At 42.5% G+C, this 20,897-nt stretch carries 18 protein-coding genes; 12 read left to right on the forward strand and 6 right to left on the reverse strand.

The window, feature by feature from the left end:
• Nucleotides 1-70 precede the first annotated feature (70 nt).
• From RWX26_RS05670 to RWX26_RS05680, 3 genes are all read left to right on the forward strand, one after another.
• Nucleotides 71-1,117 (forward strand): M42 family metallopeptidase, encoded by a 1,047-nt coding sequence (locus RWX26_RS05670; protein ID WP_314580005.1) that lies wholly within the window; start codon nt 71-73, stop codon nt 1,115-1,117.
• A 91-nt stretch (nt 1,118-1,208) separates the two neighbouring features.
• Nucleotides 1,209-2,324 carry a glycosyltransferase gene (locus RWX26_RS05675; RefSeq protein ID WP_314580007.1) on the forward strand — a complete coding sequence of 372 codons (1,116 nt, stop codon included), beginning with the start codon at nt 1,209-1,211 and terminating at the stop codon, nt 2,322-2,324.
• Nucleotides 2,325-2,336: 12 nt separating this feature from the next.
• Nucleotides 2,337-5,222 (forward strand): MucBP domain-containing protein, encoded by a 2,886-nt coding sequence (locus RWX26_RS05680; protein ID WP_314580008.1) that lies wholly within the window; start codon nt 2,337-2,339, stop codon nt 5,220-5,222.
• Nucleotides 5,223-5,267: 45 nt separating this feature from the next.
• Here the strand turns inward: RWX26_RS05680 and RWX26_RS05685 are convergent, their stop codons facing one another.
• The gene (locus RWX26_RS05685) at nt 5,268-6,737 is read right to left on the reverse strand and encodes an alpha-amylase (protein WP_314580010.1); all 1,470 of its coding nucleotides are present in this window, start codon (nt 6,735-6,737) and stop codon (nt 5,268-5,270) included.
• Between the two features lie 180 nt (nt 6,738-6,917).
• Between RWX26_RS05685 and RWX26_RS05690 the strand changes: the two genes are divergently transcribed.
• From RWX26_RS05690 to RWX26_RS05700, 3 genes are all read left to right on the forward strand, one after another.
• Nucleotides 6,918-9,869 (forward strand): CocE/NonD family hydrolase, encoded by a 2,952-nt coding sequence (locus tag RWX26_RS05690; RefSeq protein WP_314580011.1) that lies wholly within the window; start codon nt 6,918-6,920, stop codon nt 9,867-9,869.
• Between the two features lie 153 nt (nt 9,870-10,022).
• Nucleotides 10,023-10,766, forward strand: coding sequence for an ABC transporter ATP-binding protein (locus RWX26_RS05695; RefSeq protein WP_060976712.1), 744 nt, complete (start codon nt 10,023-10,025; stop codon nt 10,764-10,766).
• The gene (locus RWX26_RS05700) at nt 10,756-12,393 is read left to right on the forward strand and encodes a hypothetical protein (protein WP_314580014.1); all 1,638 of its coding nucleotides are present in this window, start codon (nt 10,756-10,758) and stop codon (nt 12,391-12,393) included. The genes RWX26_RS05695 and RWX26_RS05700 overlap by 11 nt, the downstream gene beginning before the upstream one ends.
• Before the next feature lie 82 nt (nt 12,394-12,475).
• Here the strand turns inward: RWX26_RS05700 and RWX26_RS05705 are convergent, their stop codons facing one another.
• Entirely contained in the window at nt 12,476-13,249 is a 774-nt protein-coding gene (locus RWX26_RS05705; protein WP_314580015.1) for an XRE family transcriptional regulator, read from the reverse strand.
• Between the two features lie 104 nt (nt 13,250-13,353).
• Nucleotides 13,354-14,196: a DegV family protein gene (locus tag RWX26_RS05710; RefSeq protein ID WP_126435626.1), complete on the reverse strand. Its 843-nt coding sequence runs from the start codon at nt 14,194-14,196 to the stop codon at nt 13,354-13,356.
• Between the two features lie 134 nt (nt 14,197-14,330).
• On the opposite strand from RWX26_RS05710, the gene RWX26_RS05715 reads away from it, so the two are divergent.
• Nucleotides 14,331-14,915 carry a TetR/AcrR family transcriptional regulator gene (locus RWX26_RS05715; protein WP_002906696.1) on the forward strand — a complete coding sequence of 195 codons (585 nt, stop codon included), beginning with the start codon at nt 14,331-14,333 and terminating at the stop codon, nt 14,913-14,915.
• 4 nt (nt 14,916-14,919) lie between these two features.
• On the opposite strand, the gene RWX26_RS05720 is transcribed toward RWX26_RS05715, so the two are convergent.
• From RWX26_RS05720 to coaA, 3 genes are all read right to left on the reverse strand, one after another.
• Nucleotides 14,920-15,441: a DNA topology modulation protein gene (locus RWX26_RS05720; protein ID WP_314580021.1), complete on the reverse strand. Its 522-nt coding sequence runs from the start codon at nt 15,439-15,441 to the stop codon at nt 14,920-14,922.
• 57 nt (nt 15,442-15,498) lie between these two features.
• Nucleotides 15,499-15,735 carry a 30S ribosomal protein S20 gene (rpsT, locus tag RWX26_RS05725; RefSeq protein WP_002895661.1) on the reverse strand — a complete coding sequence of 79 codons (237 nt, stop codon included), beginning with the start codon at nt 15,733-15,735 and terminating at the stop codon, nt 15,499-15,501.
• 70 nt (nt 15,736-15,805) lie between these two features.
• On the reverse strand, nt 15,806-16,726 hold the full coding sequence (gene coaA / locus RWX26_RS05730; protein ID WP_314580023.1) for a type I pantothenate kinase: 921 nt from the start codon (nt 16,724-16,726) through the stop codon (nt 15,806-15,808).
• Between the two features lie 94 nt (nt 16,727-16,820).
• Between coaA and RWX26_RS05735 the strand changes: the two genes are divergently transcribed.
• From RWX26_RS05735 to RWX26_RS05755, 5 genes are all read left to right on the forward strand, one after another.
• Nucleotides 16,821-17,408 (forward strand): class I SAM-dependent methyltransferase, encoded by a 588-nt coding sequence (locus RWX26_RS05735; protein ID WP_314580024.1) that lies wholly within the window; start codon nt 16,821-16,823, stop codon nt 17,406-17,408.
• Nucleotide 17,409: 1 nt separating this feature from the next.
• Nucleotides 17,410-18,687, forward strand: a complete 1,278-nt coding sequence (locus RWX26_RS05740; protein WP_314580026.1) for a pyrimidine-nucleoside phosphorylase — start codon at nt 17,410-17,412, stop codon at nt 18,685-18,687.
• A 17-nt stretch (nt 18,688-18,704) separates the two neighbouring features.
• Nucleotides 18,705-19,367, forward strand: coding sequence for a deoxyribose-phosphate aldolase (deoC, locus tag RWX26_RS05745; protein WP_314580028.1), 663 nt, complete (start codon nt 18,705-18,707; stop codon nt 19,365-19,367).
• Nucleotides 19,354-19,743 carry a cytidine deaminase gene (locus tag RWX26_RS05750; protein WP_314580030.1) on the forward strand — a complete coding sequence of 130 codons (390 nt, stop codon included), beginning with the start codon at nt 19,354-19,356 and terminating at the stop codon, nt 19,741-19,743. Before deoC ends, RWX26_RS05750 begins: the two co-directional genes overlap by 14 nt.
• A gap of 71 nt (nt 19,744-19,814) precedes the next feature.
• Nucleotides 19,815-20,870, forward strand: coding sequence for a BMP family protein (locus tag RWX26_RS05755; protein ID WP_002897688.1), 1,056 nt, complete (start codon nt 19,815-19,817; stop codon nt 20,868-20,870).
• Nucleotides 20,871-20,897 lie beyond the last annotated feature (27 nt).

Here is a 20,897-nt window from a genome sequence, read left to right on the forward strand (position 1 = left end):
AGCCTGCTGAAAAACTACTAGCTCAGGCTTTCTTTGTGCTATAATAAAGAAAAACGATGAGGAGACATTCATGAATCAAACTGTTCAATATTTACAAGAATTAACTGCTATCCCTTCCCCAACAGGGTTTACGGCCGAGGTGACAGACTATTTGGTACACACGCTGGAAGGATTGGGCTATGAGCCTATTCGGACCAATAAAGGCGGCGTTCATGTTGTGGTTAAGGGTGAAAATGATGTCCAGCATCGGGTAGTGACTGCCCATGTGGATACACTGGGGGCTATTGTTCGGGCGATTAAGTCTGACGGTCGTCTCAAGCTGGATCGGATTGGCGGATTCCCTTGGAACATGATCGAAGGAGAAAATTGCCTAGTCCATGTGGCCAGCAGTGGCAAGACTATCAGTGGGACTATCTTAGTTCACCAGACTTCCTGCCATGTTTATAAGGATGCTGGGACGGTTGAGCGAACTCAGGACAATATGGAAGTTCGTTTGGATGAAAAAGTGACAAGTGAGAAAGAAACGCGGGATTTAGGAATCGAAGTCGGTGATTTTATTTCCTTTGATCCTCGTACCAATGTTACCGAGTCAGGCTTTATCAAGTCTCGCTTTCTGGATGACAAGGTCAGCGCAGCTATTTTGCTCAATCTTTTGCGTATCTATAAAGAGGAAAATATTCAGCTGCCAGTGACGACTCATTTTGCTTTCAGTGTCTTTGAAGAGGTTGGTCACGGGGCTAATTCCAGTCTGCCGGCGCAAGCGGTGGAGTATCTAGCGGTTGATATGGGCGCTATGGGTGACGATCAGCAGACGGATGAGTATACGGTTTCCATCTGTGTCAAGGATGCATCAGGACCTTATCACTATGGCTTCCGCCAGCATTTGGTAAATTTAGCCAAGGAGCAGAACATCCCTTACAAACTGGACATCTATCCATTTTACGGATCAGACGCCTCTGCAGCCATGAGTGCAGGAGCAGAAGTCAAGCATGCCCTGTTAGGTGCCGGCATCGAATCCAGCCACTCTTATGAGCGTACCCATATTGATTCAGTTGTCGCGACAGAGCGCATGGTGGATGCTTATCTTAGAAACGGATTAGTCGGACAGGGCGTCTAATAATGTCCAAAAAATCGCTCAAATTATTGGTATAATTCTTAAAAATATGTTATGTTCGTATATAGAATTACTTTAGGTTAAAAGGGAGAAAATGAAAGTAGTTTGTGTGGATTCCTGTATTCGTTCCAGGGTCTTTGGGATTGACATAGCCCTCCGCAATCGGTTTGAACTTTTTGAAGAAATGAAAGTTCCTTATGAATTGTGGGTTTCTGAAGCGGATACAGAGATATATAGTGATGTTGGTGCCAGGAGAAGAGTGCTAGAAAGTTATGAAACCTTGGGTATTGATAGGACTAAGGTCCGTTTTCTTGGTTTAGAGTTAGGGGGACGAAGTGTCCAGGAGTTTGCTGAGGAGGAGCTTGAGGCAGAAGATTGGCTGATAATGGAGCGTCTGGATATTCCAGAAAATATTCTCTTGAGACGTGGACAAGATTTTTATGTAGCGCGCGTCCTTCATCAGGATCACATGATTGCCCTCGGACAAGAGTTAAATAAAAAGGTCATGGGATGGCTGGACCAGGATGTGTTAGACTGTTTGATTTTAGTTGGCGAAGGTCAGGAGGCCTATCTGCCCCAAAAGATGAGGGATAAGGCACTCTTTATCCCAACCACCTATGCAGAACAAGTGGTCCAAAATCCAAGAGAGAAGGTCTTTGATTCTAAGGAGATTCACTTGGTGACAGTCAGTCGTTTGTCTGAGGAGAAAAACGTTCTGTTATTGCTGAAAATCATGGCTTTATTGAAATTTAAAGGTCATAGGCATTTTACGCTCGATATCTATGGAGACGGTCCTGACATGGCCATGCTGCAAGATGTCCTTCAGCTCAATGATTTGGAAGACATAGTTCATTTTAAGGGTTATCAGTCTCAGGTACCTTATCAAGCTTATGATGCCTATATCAGCACCTCTTTATCGGAAGCCTTTGCGACATCGCTCTATGAGGCTTTGGTCAATGGCCTGCCTCTGATAGGTCTGGATGTCCGTTATGCCAATCAGGCTTATATTAAGCATGGAGAGAATGGCTGGCTGATACCGCAAAATGATGCTAATCAATATATTGCTCATCTGGAGCAGTTTAGCCAATTTGGAGAAAAAGAATGGAGGGGATTTTCGGTAAGATCCAAAGAACTTGCCAATCGCTATCACAAAGAATTACTAGTCAATCTATGGGAAAAAGTTTTTAAATTATCTAAAATAGGAGATTAAAAGGAGAAGAAGATGAAAAAGACTTTAGGGAAAAAAGTAGAAATGGGAATGAAATTAGTCCCGATTCCTCTGTCCTTGCTGCTTGCTGGGACAATGGCAGTGACTGTACAAGCAGAGGAGGTAAGTAGTGAAACAGAGGGGAATCAAGTCCAGAATAATCAAGCCACACCTCCTGTCAATCAAGAATTGCCAAATGATGGGACAATCAAAAATACACCAGCAGAGGGACCTTCTGGTCTGACTATCTCAGAAGAAGGAGAGAAGGGAGCAGCCCAAGTCACGCCTGAAATCAAACAGTTAGCTCAAGAATTTTATGACTATCATACTCAGGAAGAGAGCTATGAAATAACTAAGGCTGCAACCATGACCTCTGTCATGCCAGAGATACAGTCGGTGGAGCAAATAGAAGAAGCAGCTAAAAAGTATGATCATGCTTATGCGATCCGTAAGATGGATGGTGTCTTTAAATACATTAACTTAAAGGAAGTTGAAAATTTAAATCTAGTCAAAGATGAGGATTTTAGACAAGTTCCATCAAAAAGAGTATCTAGTTGGGAGTCATTTATCCAAAAGAATACAGCCCTTTTCTTTTTGAATAAGTGGGAGTCTATATTGAATGTAAATCCAACTCCAGAAGAAGTAGCTAAAATACCAAAGGCTATTATTCCACGCTCCGAATTGGATTTGACAGTTGATGAATCTATGCCCAAAAGAGTGTTTTTGAGGACAGCGTATACTCCATCAAAATGGGATGGGATAACCTATGAAGAAGCTTTTTCTAGAAAATATCTGCCTGAGTCAGATCGTAGGATTTTATCTATGAAAGAGATAAGGCAAATATATTCTGAAAATCCAGATATGTTCCGAGTTGATGCGTATCCTAGTGAAAGGAGATTGGCTGAACGAGTACCTATTAATCCGTACTTTCAGAAAATTGTTATTAATCAAAAGGAAATTGATTTTGATGTCCCTAATTACAATACGAATCTAAAGATTGGATTGCTTGATACACGAGATACGGATCCCTTAGCCTTTGGTTATAGAGAACCCAATGCACCATGGAGACAACACAATTATCGTTTCACTGAGTCTCAAATTGGTAGAATTTTTCGACTAGATCGTATGGGATTAGAAAAATATAACGACCTAGTGTATATCGACTGGCTGGGCAATAATCCGACTGTAATGCCACCTTGGTTTGGTGAAAACAATATTAAAACCTTCCACTACAAACTGTATCTGATGAAACCTCATGACAGGACTCGCTATTATATCGATAGAGACTATACGATCCAAATTGAGGGTGTACATAATTTAATTGAGACGCCTGATGGTGGACTTAAATCTGTTGAACCAACTTTTCACAGGGGAGGTAAGACATTACTTGGCTTACAAATTAACCAAGAGGGCATAGATGCAGCTTTTAGAACGGTCAAAGCTGAAGGCTTCGTCTTTAAACTTTCAGATGTTAAGAAGGTTAATGAGAGAGAGACTGGACTGGGAAAGGTTCTTGTCCGTTACCAAGACGAGCAGGGTCATGCTATTGCTAACCCCATTACGGATGAGAAGCCGGGTAAGACTAGATACACAGTCAGTCCTAAACCTTTAATTTCCTATAATAACAAGCTCTATACTTATAAATCTCGACTAGCTGCCTATGATGCTGAATCGGGAGAGTACGAAGCAGGAAGAACCAAAGAAATCGTCTATAAGTATGAACTCAGCCAGTTCCAGCTTCCAAATGATGCACCAAGCGAAGACAAGCCCATCTTGGAAATGACTCGTTTTGTAGATGAATCAGGTCAAGAGTTATCAGACCCAGAGCGAGGTTTAATAGCTTCTAAGAGTATCGCTGGCTATGACTTCCAGTCTAGTACTGAGGAGGACGGCATTCGCACGCATGTCTATCGTGCCAGCGTGCATGAAGTACCGTCAGATGCTCCAAGCGAAGACAAGCCTGTCTTGGCAATGACCCGATTTGTAGATGAATCAGGTCAGGAATTATCAGATCCAGAACGTGGTCTAGTTGCATCTAAGACTATCATTGGCTATGACTTCCAGTCCAGCAGTGACGAGGACGGCATTCGCACGCATGTCTATCGTGCCAGCGTGCATGAAGTACCGTCAGATGCTCCAAGCGAAGACAAGCCTGTCTTGGCAATGACCCGATTTGTAGATGAATCAGGTCAGGAATTATCAGATCCAGAACGTGGTCTAGTTGCATCTAAGACTATCATTGGCTATGACTTCCAGTCCAGCAGTGACGAGGACGGCATTCGCACGCATGTCTATCGTGCCAGCGTGCATGAAGTGCCGACAGACGCTCCAAGCAAAGAGCAACCAATCTTGGAAATGACCCGTTTTGTAGATGAATCAGGTCAAGAATTATCAGATCCTGAACGTGGTTTGGTGGCGTCTAAGACTATCGCTGGTTATGACTACCAATCCAGCAGTGACGAGGACGGCATTCGTACGCATGTCTATCGTGCCAGTGTGCATGAAGTACCGAAAGATGCTCCGGTTGAGGACAAGCCTTCTATCGAAATCACTCGCTTTGTAGATGTAGAAGGAAGACCTTTAGCAGCTGAGGAATTTGGTTTGCTAGATGCTAAGACTATTGAGGAGTATGGATTCGTTTCTGTATCAGATGCCAATGGCGTTCGCACTTATGTTTACAAGCCAAAAACGAACACTCAAACACCTTTGGGAACAGAAACTTCTGAGCAGAAGAGTCTTGTAAGGGTTGAAAACTCTGAGACTAGTCCGGTTCTATCTCGAGTGTCCAAACATCAATTACCAAATACTGGAAACACAAATTCATCATTCTTGGGAGCAGCAATTATCAGCCTTTTGGCTTCCGTTGGCTTACTACATTCCAAGAAAGAACGAAAAAAATAAGGCCAATCTGGTCTTATTTTTTTATTTCCATATTTTTGCTGTGACTTATCTAACACTCCAGACACTAACTGATTTTTCCTCCACAGGAAATTCTCCCCAGCCTTGGTCGTCAACGGTTACGATTTGGGAGCTGTTGCCTAGATAGTCGCTGAATTCTCTGCCAGCCCATTCTGGACCGACAAACATAGATTTGCTTGTTGCTTGGTCATTACTGATAAGGACGGCGATTGGCTGACCATCATCGTCCTTACCTTGACGAGTCCAGCCGATACAGTTTGCATCGTCGAAGTAGTCGGTTTGCTCTCCATAAGCAAGATTGAGGCGGATGTCTAGGAGTTTGTCCAGTAGCTCTTGAAAGCTCTCTTGGGCAAATTCTCCGCTAATGCCATAGTAGTCTCCGTAAAAGACGCAGGGCAATCCGGCTTCTCTTAGAAGTATAAGAGAATAGGCAGCTGGTTTGAACCATTCTTCGACGGTAGATTCTAAAGCCTGACCTCTCTGAGTATCGTGATTGTCTACAAAGGTCACAGCTGATTCAGGATGATTTTTTGCAAGTGTCTGATCAAAAATAGTTCGCAGGTCATAGTCTGCTCCAGATTTGCTGGCATCAAATAAATTTTGATGGAGCTTGACATCGACTAGGTCAAAGCGGTAGTCAATATTTTCTAGATAATCGTTATTGGCTGTTTCGTCACTATTCCAAAATTCTCCAAAGACATAGAAATCATCGCCGTATTTTTCAGTAATATCGCGGATGAAATTCTTCATAAAGAATGAATCAATGTGCTTAACAGCATCTAAGCGAAAGCCATGTACACCACTGCTTTCAATAAACCAATGAGCCCAGTCGTAGAGATTTTGGATGACTTCGGGGTGCTTGAAATCAATATCCGCATACATCAGATAGTCGTAGTTGCCATTCTCGTTGTCCACTAGCTCATCATCTGCCCAACCTTTATTGTCGCCTTGGATGAGAAAAATGCCTGACTTGTTGTTTTTGGCATCATAGTCGGTGCCGGTGAAGTGGTACCAGTGCCATTCGAAGTCATTATAGGCTTTTTTGCGGCCTGGGAAGACAAACTTAGTCCAGCCTTTAATCTCGAAAGGTTCTGATAAGACCTTTGTTCGGTCGTTAGGATCAACTTTAACAACGGTAAAGCGCTCTTTATAGTCAGCTGCGGCCTTGTGATTGAGAACCACATCTGCAATAGCTTCGATACCGTTTTGGCTAAGCGCTTCAATCGCTCGGAGGTATTCTTCCTTCAATCCATACTTGGTGCGTACAGTCCCTTTTTGGTCGAACTCTCCCAAATCAAAGAGGTCATATACGCCATAGCCGACATCATTAGAGCTGGTTCCCTTGAAAGCGGGCGGCATCCAGACCTTGCGAATTCCTTTGGCTGCTAAGTTTGGTGCATCTTCCGCTAAGCGGTTCCAATGCTGACCGTCATCTGGCAGATACCATTCAAAATACTGCATTAAGGTTTGGTTTTCCATATAAATTTTCCTCTTCATTCTCACTGATTGGCTTTATTGTACCAAAAGAAGCAGAAAGGCGCAATCGTTTGCGTTTTTATGCTTCTATAGATATTTTGACGTTTTTCATAGATAAAAGATAGAATAGATTGAACTAAAAGCGCTTACATAGTATAATGGACTTATTATAAAATATTTTATCTAAGGAAAGGTGTCTTTATGAGAAAGAAAAGACTAGTTACATTACTCCTGCCGACTTTGTTGCTTGCACCTTTGGTATTGGCGCAAGCTGTTCAGGCGGATGAGGCGACTCAAGCTAGTAGCGAGCGCACGGACAATCTCAAGACAGAAACAGTTGCAAAGGCTTCTGAAATTGGCTCTCAGGATCAACAATCAACGGCAGTAGAAACTGCAAGTCAGACTTCTTTAGAAGAACCGGTTTCGGAAAAGCAAGAAAAGGCACCACTTGTGCCTGATGAAGCAGCACCTAGCCTTAACCAAGCGCAGGAGCAGGAGCTTCTGGCTCTGGCTAAAGATGTCAGCTCAGCGCCTTCCGCTGGCTCAACTGCTGTGAAAGGCCAAGATTTGTCTGCCTATACTGGCGGCCTTTCAAACCCTTCCCTCGCTGATAAGGAAATAACCCTGCAAGAGGCTGTAGATGAATTGCTCAAATGGGCAGCAGTCAGTGATTCTCAGTTGGGCAGCAGTGCAGAGGACAGAGCAAATCTTGCAAAGAGTCTGGGGATGATTGAAAAAGAAGCTGATTTGACAGCCAGTGTCCAGGGTGCTAATCTGCAATCTATGTATTCGGTTGCTAAGCGACTGCATGATGCCTATCGGTCTGAAAAGAAAGAGCCCCTCTTTTTGAATGGTCGTTCACAACCAATTTTTCCATATAGTAGTGGTGAAGATAGATATGAGGAGTATACTTATGAAGGCAGTGAGATTGTTCGTTTCCCTGTCTATGTAGAGACTGACCACGATACGGATGGTGACGGTAAGCGAGATTTGGTCAAGGCTATTGTGCAGCTTCCTAAAGCGGCTGCTAAGGGTGATTATAAGGCTGCGACAATTTTGGAAGCCCGGCCTTATGTCGCTGGAACCTTAGATGAAGACCATGTGACGCTGGAAAGTCTCAATCTGCCGACAAACGGTTCTTATGATATGAAGAGCCTCCGCAATCAGCCAGCTAAGCGCCAGCCAGTTTCTAGTATGGGCAGTATTGATGCGGCAAAAAGAGCAATGTCATCGGATTGGTATTATTACAGTCCTTATGAGGGGATTTATGACTATGAAAACTTGAACTGGTATGATTATTTCCTCGTTCGAGGCTATGCTTTTGTTTCTAGCGCCGGTCTAGGAACCAAAGGTTCTGAAGGTTTTAATACAACTGGCTCTGATTTAGAAATTGAAGCATTTAAAAATATTGTCGAATGGATTAATGGTAAACGAACGGCCTACACAGACAGGACTAATAATATCGAAATCAAGGCCGACTGGGCTAATGGAAAGGTCGGTATGACTGGCCTGTCCTGGGCTGGTACGACAACTTTCGGTGTGGCAACGACTGGTGTTGAAGGCTTGAAAACCATTGTTCCAGCAGCTGGAATTGCCAGCTGGTATGATTATTTCAATAGTCAGGGGTCGGCTTACACCAATCCGCCTTACAGTGATTTATCTTGGCTTTCTCTCTATGTCGCTACACGCTTGTTAGATCAAAAAGATTGGGCTGCTATTAGTAACAAGTATGCTGACTACATTAATCAGTTAAATAAGGACCAGAATGCGCACGGCCGTAACTATAGTCCGGTATGGCAGGAGCGGGATTATACACTTCATCCAGAGAAGATAAAGACCAGTGCCCTGCTAGTTCATGGTTTGAATGATGACAATGTCAAAACCAAACACTTTGAGCTCATGTTTGATGCGTTAAAAAAAGCCGGTCAAGATGTGAAACTTTATCTTCACCAAGGGAATCATATCAATCCTGCTGCCGTATCTAGAGGCTTTGGTATTACAGCTAACAAGCAAGATTTTTATGACCTGCTCAATACTTGGTTCTCTCATTACCTCTATGATGTGGAAAATGATGTCAGCAAGCTTCCAGCTGTTCTAGCCCAAAACAACTATGATCCAAATAAATGGACCAGTTATGATAACTGGAAAAGCAGTAATCGCTTGATTCTGACAGCTCAGTCCAAGCGCTTAGAAGAAACGATTTCCAGTGACTACGCGGGAGCGGGAATTGATACCAGCAAGCGTGATGAAGCGGTTAGCAAAGCTTCTTCTAAAGCTAATTTGACCTTTATGACAGATGTCAAAGAGGATATGACCATTAAAGGACATATCCCAGTCCATTTCAAGGCAGCTCTGGCAAAGTGGGGCGGCAGTAATCTGCAGGTCAATGCCCTCCTAGTAGATGTATCAGACCAAGAGTTTGATGTGGTTGGAAACGGCGCAGCCAGTGATGAAAGTCAGAAAGACGGCTTTTGGATGGGCAGCAATCTCAACAATATGGATATCAAAAATTTTGCGACTATCAAAACCAAATACAAAGTCATTGCAAAAGGATGGGTCAATCTGGCTAATCCAGAATCGGGCTATACACCGTCTAGCTCGCAAAATAGTATTGATCCTCAAATTGGTCAATTCCAAGACTATACAGTCTATTTGCAGCCTAATCTCTATACGGTGAAAAAAGGTCATAAGCTGGCTCTTGTTTTCAACACGTACGACCCAAGCGACCTCACGATTGATCGTCAATATGAAGTAACTTTCAAGACGGACTCCATCAGTGCGCTAATACCTACTTTGGAAGCTAGTCGTTTGCAAAAGGCGAACTATATACCGAATGCTCTTGATACAGCTTATGCAGCTCTACCAGAGATTATTGGTGCCAAATTAGTTGCACCAGCAATTTTAGAAGTTCCTGAGTATATCTTTGACAGCGAAGAAGGAAAAGAAGTTCCGTCAGTTCAGTTGGCGGTTCACTATGCAGAACATTATGATCAGGCAGTAGGAAAAGTTCAGAAGATCAGCAAGCAGCAAGCTCCAGCTGCCTTACCTAAAACCGGAAGCAATTCAGATAAGGGAATCCTGCATCTTGGCCTGGCTCTGCTGGTCAGCACACTAGGCTTATCTAGTTTAGCAAAGAAATACAAACAACCGTAGTCGTTCTGTTTAATAAAGCAGCTGGAATTTCATAGTTAGATGAAGTTCAGCTGCTTTTAGCTTTATCTTGTAGCAGTCGTTAGGCAGAGACGAGACAAAAAGCCGCAAAAAGAGTATACTAATCTGTATAGAAATCGGTAAAGGAGCTCTCTTATGATTGAATTTAAAGATGTCACTAAAGTTTATGAAGGAACGGTAGCTCTCAATCAGCTGAATCTGACCTTGCAGAGCGGAGAAATCGTCGGTCTGATTGGTCACAATGGCGCCGGCAAATCTACTACCATTAAGTCATTGGTCAGCGTTATCAATCCTAGCAGTGGACAGATTTTTGTGGATGGGAAAGAATTGTCCGCTAATCGCTTGGAAATCAAGAAAAAAATCGGCTATGTAGCTGATTCACCTGATCTATTTTTGCGCCTAACTGCCAATGAGTTTTGGGAGCTGGTAGCGACTTCTTACGATATGACAAATGCTGAAGTAGAAGAGCGATTGGGAAATCTGCTCCATCTTTTCGACTTTGGCTCTCATCGCTATGAGGTTATTGATTCATTCTCTCATGGGATGAGGCAAAAAGTCTTCGTCATAGCGGCACTTTTGTCTGATCCGGATATTTGGGTGCTGGATGAGCCGCTTACTGGTCTTGATCCGCAGGCAGCTTTTGACCTCAAGCAGATGATGCGCCAGCATGCAGATAAAGGAAATACAGTTCTCTTTTCAACCCATGTCTTGGAAGTGGCAGAGCAGCTCTGTGATAAGGTGGCCATTCTCAAAAAAGGGAAATTGATTTTCTACGGAACGATTGAAGAACTAAAAGGCCAACATCCAGAACAGTCTCTTGAAACCATTTATCTTGGTCTAGCTGGCCGTAGAGAAGAGGTGAGTCCTGATGCGCATTAAAGCTATAAAAAAACTCGTTGATATCAACATTCTCTATGCTATTCAGCCGTCTCAGCTGCAGCAGTACCGCAAGATGCAAGCTAAGAATCCTGAGCGCAAGGTCAATGTATCTCTGAAGGCCATCCGCATGTATCTGATTTTAGGACTGGTCTATCTCTTTCTTTTCGGCTTGATGGGCTCCCTGAACCAACTGGTTGGCAATCCGGGTCTCTTTGCCAATTTGGTTTCCGCTTTTGCTCTCTTTTCTATGTCTCAGGGCTTTCTGGTTTTTTACAATGTCTTTTATGAAAGCAAGGACTTGCAGTCTTATCGTCCCTACGCTTTTAGCGAAGCAGAAATCATCGTCGGCAAAAGCATTTCAGTTATTCTGACCTTGCTGATTGCCATTTTGCCTATGTTCAGTTATTTCTTGGTTCTGGCTTTCCAAGGTGGTAATCCTTTCTTGGGCCTGCCCTTAGCTCTGCTTGCTATTCTGATTTTAAGTTCAGTTATCACCTTTCTGATTCTGATTGCCGTCCATTTCATTACCAAGACAGCCTTTTTCAGGAAGTACAAGACCATCCTGTCCAATGTCATTCTGGCTCTTGTTTCCGTTGGATCCTTTTTCCTCTATTTTATGATTAATCAAATGAACAGCAGAAGCGTTGTAAATCGTACAGAGGTCAAAGCTTTCTTTCCGCCAGTTCAGGCCTTTTATGATTTTATCCTTCATCCTTTTCATACAGCTTCCTTGCTGGGATTTTTGGGATGGGTTGCAGTTGCGGCTCTTCTATTTTTCATCGTAAAGACCAAGGTGATTCCAGAGTTTTATGAGGCAGCTCTCATGACGGGCTCTTCAGTAGGAAAGCGGGAGCGCGTGCATGACATCAATATTGCGGAAGCAAAAAATCTCAAAAAGTTTGTCTGGCATTACAATATCAGGCTCTTGAGCGAGGGTTCTGTCATTATGCAAGCTATCTTTATGTCGGCCTTTCTCCCTTACATTGTCATTTTCAGTATGGGAATGGGCATGATACAAGGTGGCCTGTCTTTGACTTCTTATCTGGGACCACGTTTCCTCTTGCCAATGATGGCTCTGGCTGTTTTGATTGCAACGCTAAACTCAGGCGGCAGCAACCTTACGGCTATTGGGATTTCTCTGGAAAGGGAAAATTTTGATTATCTCAAGGTTCTCCCCTTTGATTTGAAGCAATATATTCGTCTGAAGTTTTGGCAGCTCTTTGCCGTCCAGTCTATCCTGCCTCTGACCTTGCTTTTGATAACTAGCCTTATTTCCGGTATGCATCCAGTGACTTTCTTGGGCATGGTGATTGTTTGGGCCTTAATTAGCCTAATGTGGAGTTCTTGGGGTTACTACCGAGACTACAAGCATTTTGTGACTAATTGGTCCAATGTCACAGAATTGATGAGCCGAGATAATAATATGGTGAAAACTCTCTTAGCCATCGCTCTGATTTTAGGAATGTTGATTGTCATTACTCTTCTCTTCTTTATATCCAATGTTCTTGCGCCTCTGGTAATTTATGTGATAGTTGCTCTAGTTTTAGCAGGCTTAGCTGTGTTGTCTTACATAGTCCACAAACACTACATGAAGAAGCTGAATGAAGATTTAGCAGTATTTTATTAAACAAGCATCAGGAAGTCGAAAGACTTTCTGATTTTTTGACTGATAATCATAAAAATAACAGTTCTGCAAATGTACAGAACTGTTATTTGTTTTTCTTTATTTTTTCTACATCCAGTGGCATGAAAGTCGCCATAACTCGACCGATTAGTTTAGGTTCTTCCTCATGAGGGATAAACTTTTCACTGTATTTTTTATTAAGGGAAATTAGACGAATACCGGATGGATCGTTGAAGACTCTTTTTATAATGGTTTGACCGTCATAGTCAATAGCATAGATAGCGCCGGCAAGCTCGAAATGAGTCTGCTTGATTAGGGCTACGGAATCTCTCGGATACTTGGGCTCTAACGAGTCAGTTCGTACCCAAAGGGCAATATCGTAGTCAATTTCTCTGTCCAGCCAGACTAAATCAGCTTGTTCAGGCTTATGCTGAGAGAGATAGTAATTCTCATAGACCAAGTAGGGGAAGTAGTCATCCTTTAAGCTGGCTTGTGTTTCTTGCTCAGTCAGGCTAGCTTCCAGTAGCTTTAATCCTTGCTCCTGTCTGTTTTGGTCAAGTTGTTGATAAATACGATTTAAATCGGGAAATTGTTGAGGGATGTCTGCAATTAATCGGTAACGAGGATCGATTTCTTCAATCTCTACCTTAAAAAAACTTGCAATCTTTTCTAGATTGGCTGCGATAGGCAGAGATGTCCCTTTGATATAGCCAGTCAGTGTACTAGCGGGAATGCCTGTTTCACGAGATAGCTCAACTTGTTTTTTACCTGTTTCCTTGAGAAGTTCTTTGAGTTTTTTAGAAATGAGAAGACTTGCTTCCTTATCTTGGGGGCTTGCGGCGCCTCTTCCTCTGGCCATAATATCAACTCCTTTACTTGTTTCAATTATAGCGAATTAAATCGAAAAAGTAAAGGATTAGGCTAAGATAATTGACCTAATCCTTTGCTTTTTTAGATACCTTATTAAATTTCGTAGCCCATTAAGATTCCGCCTTCCTCAGCATAGAAGCTGCATAGACCTGAAGTTGGCACCATTTCGATTTGAGCTTGTGGATACTTTTCTTGTACCAGTTGGCTAAATTGCTGGCAGAACTTCTCGTTATTGCGGTGAGCGATGATGAGTCGGCCACCCTTGTAACCAGCTTTAAGTAGCTCTTCGATTGCAGAAGCAAGAGCCTTTTTCGGACCGCGTGCCTTTTGCAGAAGCTCTAGCGTGCCAGTCTGGCTAGCTTCACCGACCATGCGGATATTTAGCAAGCCGACAACGGTTCCCAGAAGTTTGCTAAGCCGGCCGTTTTTTACCAAGTTATCTACCTTTGCCAGAACGAAGAGAAGCTTAGTTTTCTCTTGATAGCGACTAATGACTTGAACGACTTCATCAAAGCTGAGATCTTGCTGGATGAGTTCATTGAGTTTAGTCACAAGTAAGTCCACCTCGCCGCCTGCAGAAAGACTATCAATGACATGAATCTGGGCATCAGGATGTTCTTCCAAAAATATTTTTTTAGCAACCTGTGCACTATTATTGCTGCCAGATAGAGTTCCAGTGATAGTCACCACAAAGATCTTGTCGGCTCCCTCAAAGCTTTTGAGATAGTCATCTGGACTAGGGCAGGCAGACTTAGAAGCAGCAGAAGAAGCATACATTTTCTCCATCATAAGATCGATATCAAGCTGCTTGTCATCTACAAAAATCTCATTTTCCACTTGAATGGTCAAGGGAACACTTTCAAACTGGGTGTCCTTGGCCAAGTTTGCCATTTCACGAAAGTCACAGCCAGAGTCAGCTATAATTTTCCAAGTCATATTTTTCTCCTTTTTTGTCAAGTATGTACAATAAAAAAATTGACAAAAAACCTGTCTTTTTTTACAATTATAACATGAAGAATGCTTACTAGAAAGCGGAAACTGTCAGCTGAGACAAGAGGGAAGAAATTGTTATGTCGGAAAAGAAAATATCGGAAAAATCACTCGCGAATTTAAAGAAATACAATCAGGAATCCAATCAAATCACGAGAGAGTCTCTGGAAATTTCTCTCATGCAGCTGCTGGAGAAGAAGGAACTCAAAAAAATTACGATTTCAGAGCTGGTTGAGCGAGCAGGGGTTTCCCGCGCTGCATTTTACCGCAATTATAGCTCTAAAGAGCAGATTCTGGAAGAGATTTTTAAAAATACTGTTCAAGGTATTACGGATAAATTGGAAGAGTTTAACTTTAAAACGGAGATGTACCAAATTTGGCTCTTCCTTTTTAAGGAAGCCAAGAAAGAAGCTCGGGTTATCAGTCTAGCCATTGACTATAATTTTGAAAAGTTGCTGACTCAGGCTGTGTTTGACTTTTTGGAAAAGCGCAATCGCAATGCTAAGAAAACGACTAACTCTTACATGAATTCCTTCTGGAGTTCGGCAGTTGTTTCCGTTCTTTCCAAGTGGATTAAGGATGGCATGAAGGTTCCAGCTGAAAAAATAGCTTCTTTAGGCCTACCTCTTTTCCCACAGAAAAAGAAATCAAATAAAAACAAGTGAGTCATTAGGGCTCGCTTGTTTTTAGGTTCTGTAAGAAGCTGTTCAGTTCTTTTTGGTTCCTTAATTCGTAGAATTTCTGAGGAAAAGTTTGTCGGATTTTCTTATATCTTGCCAGTGCTGTCTGACGTCGTCCTTTCCAAAGAACCCAGCAGATAAACTCCCAGTCAAACTTTTCGGGGCAGCCTGGAGCCATGCTTTCTCTGGTCCGATTGCGGTATTTTAAATAGCGTTTGAAAGCTCGATAAAGACAGTTCCAGCGAGAGAAGTTCAGAAAGATGATTTGGTCGGCTTCTTCCATCCGCCGTTCATAAAAACACCAAGAGTAGTTGCCATCAATAATCCAGTCGGTATTTTTTGACAAAAAATCATCCATCTGTTCACTCATCCAATCACGGTCGCTATCCTTCCAGCCAGGTTGGAACTGCAATCTATCCATGTGAAGTTTGGGAATGGAGTAGTGGTTGGACAGTTGTGTTGCTAGAGTGGATTTGCCAGAGCCGGAATAACCAATAATTGCTATTTTCATCCCTTTCTCCTTTGTGTGAGAAACAAAAAAAGCTCCTGAGAGCTCCCTTTGTATGCATTATTTAGCAAGTTTAGCTGAAAGGCGTGCTTTATCGCGGCTTGCTTTGTTTTTGTGGATCAAACCTTTTGTTTCTGCTTTATCGATAGCTGAGCTAGCAGCACGGAAAAGTTCTTCAGATGGGTTTGCTTCAAATGCTTTGATTGCAGTACGCATAGCTGACTTTTGAGCTGAGTTTTTTTCGTTATGTTTCACGTTCAATTCAGCGCGTTTGATAGCTGATTTAATGTTTGCCAAGTTGTTTCACCTCCATTGAAAATACTAACTATCTAATTATATATGAAAAGTTAAGATTTGACAAGCTTTTTTATTTTTTTAAGTAAATTTCATCAATTTCGTGATTTCCAGCTTTATGCAGGATAATTTCTGCCCGATTTCGGGTTGGCTCAATGTAGTCTAGCAGGTTGACAAGGTTAATGCTTTTCCAGACATTATGGGCGAAAGCTACCACTTCCTCTTCTGCTTGAGTGGTGAAGCGGTGATAGTAGTTTTTGGGGTCGTTTTCAGCCAGCGTCAGCATTTTTTTAAAGCGATCTAGATACCAATTTTCAATATTTTCGACCTCAGCATCAACATAGATAGAAAAGTCAAAAAAGTCTGTCATATATAGGCGCTCGTTCTGAGGATTCTGGAAAACATTGATGCCTTCGACAATAACAAAGTCAGCAGCCTTTACATCTTGCATTTCCTGAGGGACGATATCATAAGTTTCATGCGAGTAGACTGGAATTTGGAAATCCTGACCGTTTTTTATGCTATCCAGAAAGGAAAGAAGCAACTCCATATTATAGCTTTCTGGGAAACCCTTGCGGTTTAAAATGCCATAATCTTCCAAGGTTTTATTCGGAAATAAAAAACCATCTGTGGTAACTAGCTCGACTGTTGCATTTGAAAAAGTCCGAGAAAGCAGAATCTGCAGCAAACGGCTAGTGGTGGATTTCCCAACGGCTACACTGCCAGAAACTCCGATAATAAAAGGTTGTTTTCGGCTTTCCTTTTGTAGAAAAATCCCCTTGGAAAAAGCCAAGTCTTCCTTAGAACGCTTATAAATCTGAATGAGATTGGTTAAGGGTAAGTAAATGTCCGTCACGTCCTGAAGGCTAATTTTGTCATTGAAACTCTTGATAGAGTTAAGTTCAGCCTGAGTCAGGGGCGGAGTTGTTTTGCGGTGCAGGTTTTGCCATGTATGGCGGCTTATTTTTTCAAAGTGAAGAAATTCGTTAGTCATAAGTTACTCCTGTATGATGGACTTTAGTATAACATACTTTTTGGAGAAATGAAAACGATTTACAAATCTAGGAAAATTATGATAAAATGGTTGTATGACTAAAATGTATTTTGCAGAAAATCCTGATGCCAAACACGATATTCATGAATTAAATGTAGAACTGTTAGGACAGCGGCTGACTTTTTTGACTGATGCTGGTGTTTTCAGTAAAAAGATGATTGATTATGGCAGTCGGGTCCTTTTGTCTGTCTTGGACTTTGAAGCTGGAGAAAGAGTGCTGGATGTTGGTTGTGGCTACGGGCCTCTAGGTTTGACCTTAGCCAAAGCGCAAGGAGTAACTGCGACCATGGTGGATATCAACCAGCGAGCCTTGGACTTGGCTCAGCAGAATGCTGAGAGAAACCAGATTTCAGCTGATATCTTCCAGTCGAATGTTTATGAAAAAGTCAACGGCATTTTCGACCATATTATCAGTAATCCGCCTATTCGTGCTGGTAAGCAAGTCGTGCACGAAGTCATCAGCGGAAGCTATGAGCATTTGACAGAAGGCGGTGATTTGACCCTTGTGATTCAGAAAAAGCAGGGAGCACCCAGTGCCAAGTCAAAGATGGAAGATGTTTTTGGAAACTGTGAGATTGTTAAGAAGGACAAAGGCTACTATATACTAAGGAGCGAAAAATAGGATGCGTGCTGTAGATATTATCCAAAAGAAGAGAGACGGTCTGGAGCTAACCAGTCAGGAAATTCAGTGGTTGATTGAGGGTTATGTGGACGGGACGGTGCCCGACTATCAGATGGCAGCCTTTGCAATGGCTGTCTATTTTAAGGGCATGACGACTCGGGAAATTTCGGATTTAACCATGACCATGGTTGGAACTGGAGAGCAGTTTGACTTGTCAGAAATCGCGGGAATAAAAGTAGATAAACATTCTACTGGAGGTGTTGGTGATAAGGTAACTCTGGTCTTGGTTCCTTTGGTGGCTAGCTTTGGTGTGCCTGTTGCTAAAATGAGCGGCCGCGGTCTGGGTCATACTGGAGGAACCATTGATAAATTAGAATCCATTAAAGGATTTCAGGTAGAGCGCAGTCAGGAAGACTTTATCAAGCAGGTGCAGGAAATCGGCTTGTCAGTAATTGGTCAGTCTGATCAGTTGGTGCTAGCGGATAAGTTGCTCTATGCCTTGCGAGATGTAACCGCAACTGTTGATACGATTCCGCTGATAGCTAGCTCTGTTATGAGTAAGAAAATTGCGGCTGGTGCCGATAGCATCCTTCTGGATGTAACGGTCGGTGAAGGCGCCTTTATGAAAAATATTAATGACGCTCGTGTACTAGCACGTACTATGGTAGATTTGGGCAAGGCTGTCGGAAGAAAAACAGTAGCTGTTCTGACAGATATGAGTCAGCCTTTGGGAACCAGCATTGGCAATCGTCTTGAAATCATAGAAGCCTTGGAAATCTTGCAGGGCAAGGGCCGTGAAGACATCACAACTTTCATTTGTGAGTTGGCTCAGATTATGCTCGGACTGGCAGATGTTGAGAAAACGGTGGAAGAAGTGAGAGAACAGCTGATCAACGGTGCTGCTTTGAAGAAATTTGAAGCTATGGTTTCTGCTCAAGGCGGCGACTTGGAAGATCTCTATCGTCCATCAAGTACAGCTCATATTGTAGATGTGAAAGCAGAACAGGCAGGTTATATCACTGAACTGCCTGCTATGGAGTTCGGACTCTTTGCCATGAGACTTGGAGCAGGACGGGCAGTTAAATCTGACGACTTGGATTATGAAACTGGAATTGTTTTCGAAAAGAAAGTCGGAGAAAAGGTCGAAATTGGAGAAGTTTTCGCAAAAATTTATTCAAATGAAAAAATTTCTCAAGAACTAGTTACAGAATTTCAAAAAAATGTTAAAATAGGTGATGAAAGCGTTGCAGTAAGCGAAATTATCGAGGTTATTGCTTAATTCTAGGAGAAGTCAACATGAAATTAAACAAATACATAGACCATACGCTTTTAAAACCAGAAGCGTCAGAAGAGCAGATTCTGAACTTAATTGAAGAAGCAAAAGTTTATGATTTTGCCAGTATCTGTGTCAATCCAACCTGGATAGAGTTTGCTGCGGAGCAGCTGAAAGGTTCAGATGTTAAGGTTTGTGTACCAATTGGTTTTCCTTTAGGAGCCAACACTTCCGATGTGAAAGCTTTTGAAACAAAGGACGCCATCCAAAAGGGTGCGGGCGAAGTGGATATGGTCATCAATGTCGGTGCTCTGAAATCTAAAAATTATGATTTAGTAGAGCGAGACATCCGTGCGGTTGTAGAAGCTGCTAACGGTACCTTGGTCAAGGTAATTCTGGAAACTTGCCTGCTGACAGATGCGGAAAAGGTTAAGGCCTGCCAATTGGCTCAGAAAGCTGGAGCTGATTTTGTTAAGACCTCTACAGGATTTTCAACTGGCGGTGCGACAGTTGAAGATGTTGCACTCATGAGAAAAACAGTTGGTCCTGACATGGGCGTCAAGGCTTCTGGCGGTGCTCGTTCTTATGAAGATGCGCTGGCCTTTATTGAAGCAGGTGCGACTCGTATCGGAACTTCAGCCGGTGTGGCGATTATGAAGGGAGAAGAAGCTAGTGGCGACTACTGAGTTGATTGACTTAGCTGTCCAAGCCAGCAAAAATGCTTATGTTCCCTATTCTCATTTCCCTATCGGAGCGATTTTAGTTGCTAAAGACGGACGGGTTTTTACTGGCGTTAACGTTGAAAATGCTAGTTTTGGCTTGACCAACTGCGGAGAGCGGACAGCTATATTTAAGGCAGTTTCAGAAGGAGTTTTAGACTTCGAAGAACTGATTGTCTATGGTGAGACGGAAAAACCTATATCACCCTGTGGTGCCTGCCGCCAAGTAATGGCAGAATTTTTTTCTGAGGATCTAAAAGTGACCTTGGTCGCTAAAGATAAATCGACGGTCGTGATGACGGTCAAGGAATTACTTCCATATTCTTTTACAGATTTAACATAAGTCTGTTATCGGTCATCTGACCAAACTCAAACTTGCAACTGTGTTGCACATCTTATTTAGGAGGTTCAGAAATGAACAAAAAACAATGGCTAGGTCTTGGTCTAGTAACTGTCGCAGCATTCGGACTTGCTGCATGTGGAAACCGTGCTTCTCGCTCAGATTCTTCAAACGCGAAAACTGATTTGAAGGCTGCTATCGTAACTGATACTGGCGGTGTTGATGATAAGTCATTTAACCAGTCTGCATGGGAAGGTCTGCAAGCTTGGGGTAAAGAAAACGGTCTTTCTAAAGATAATGGTTTTACTTACTATCAGTCTAATGATGAGTCTCAATATGCGAATAACCTAAACCAAGCTGCTACGGATGGTTATAATTTAGTATATGGTATCGGATTTGCCCTTCGTGATGCGGTTGAATCTGCTGCCCAAGATAACACAGACATCAATTATGTTATTGTTGATGATGTTATCGAAGGAAAAGAGAATGTTGCTTCAGCTATTTTTGCTGACAATGAAGCTGCTTACCTTGCTGGTGTTGCTGCTGCAAAAACTACTAAGACAAAACAAGTTGGTTTCATAGGTGGTATAGAAGGCGCAGTTATCACACGTTTTGAAAAAGGTTTCGAAGCTGGCGTGAAATCAGTTGACCCGTCTATCAAGATTCAAGTAGACTATGCTGGCTCATTTGGTGATGCTGCTAAAGGTAAAACAATTGCTGCTGCTCAATATGCTGCAGGTGCAGACGTGGTTTACCAAGTTGCTGGTGGAACTGGTGCTGGAGTATTTAACGAAGCTAAGTCAATCAACGAAACAAGAAATGAAGATGAAAAAGTTTGGGTACTCGGTGTTGACCGTGATCAAACTGAAGAAGGTAAATACAAGTCTAAAGATGGTAAAGAATCTAACTTTGTTTTGGCATCAAGCTTGAAACAAGTTGGTAAGACTGTCCAAGACATTGCTAACCAAACTGCTAAAGGTAAATTCCCAGGCGGTAAAACTACAACCTTCGGCCTGAAAGACGGTGGAGTTGACTTGACAACTACAAACCTGTCAGAAGATGCGAAAAAAGCCGTTGAAGAAGCGAAAGCAAAAATCCTTGACGGCAGCATCACTGTTCCTGACAAATAAAACAATTTAAGAGCGATCCGACCGTGT

The organism is uncultured Streptococcus sp., from assembly GCF_963536705.1.
Classification (GTDB): Bacteria; Bacillota; Bacilli; order Lactobacillales; family Streptococcaceae; genus Streptococcus.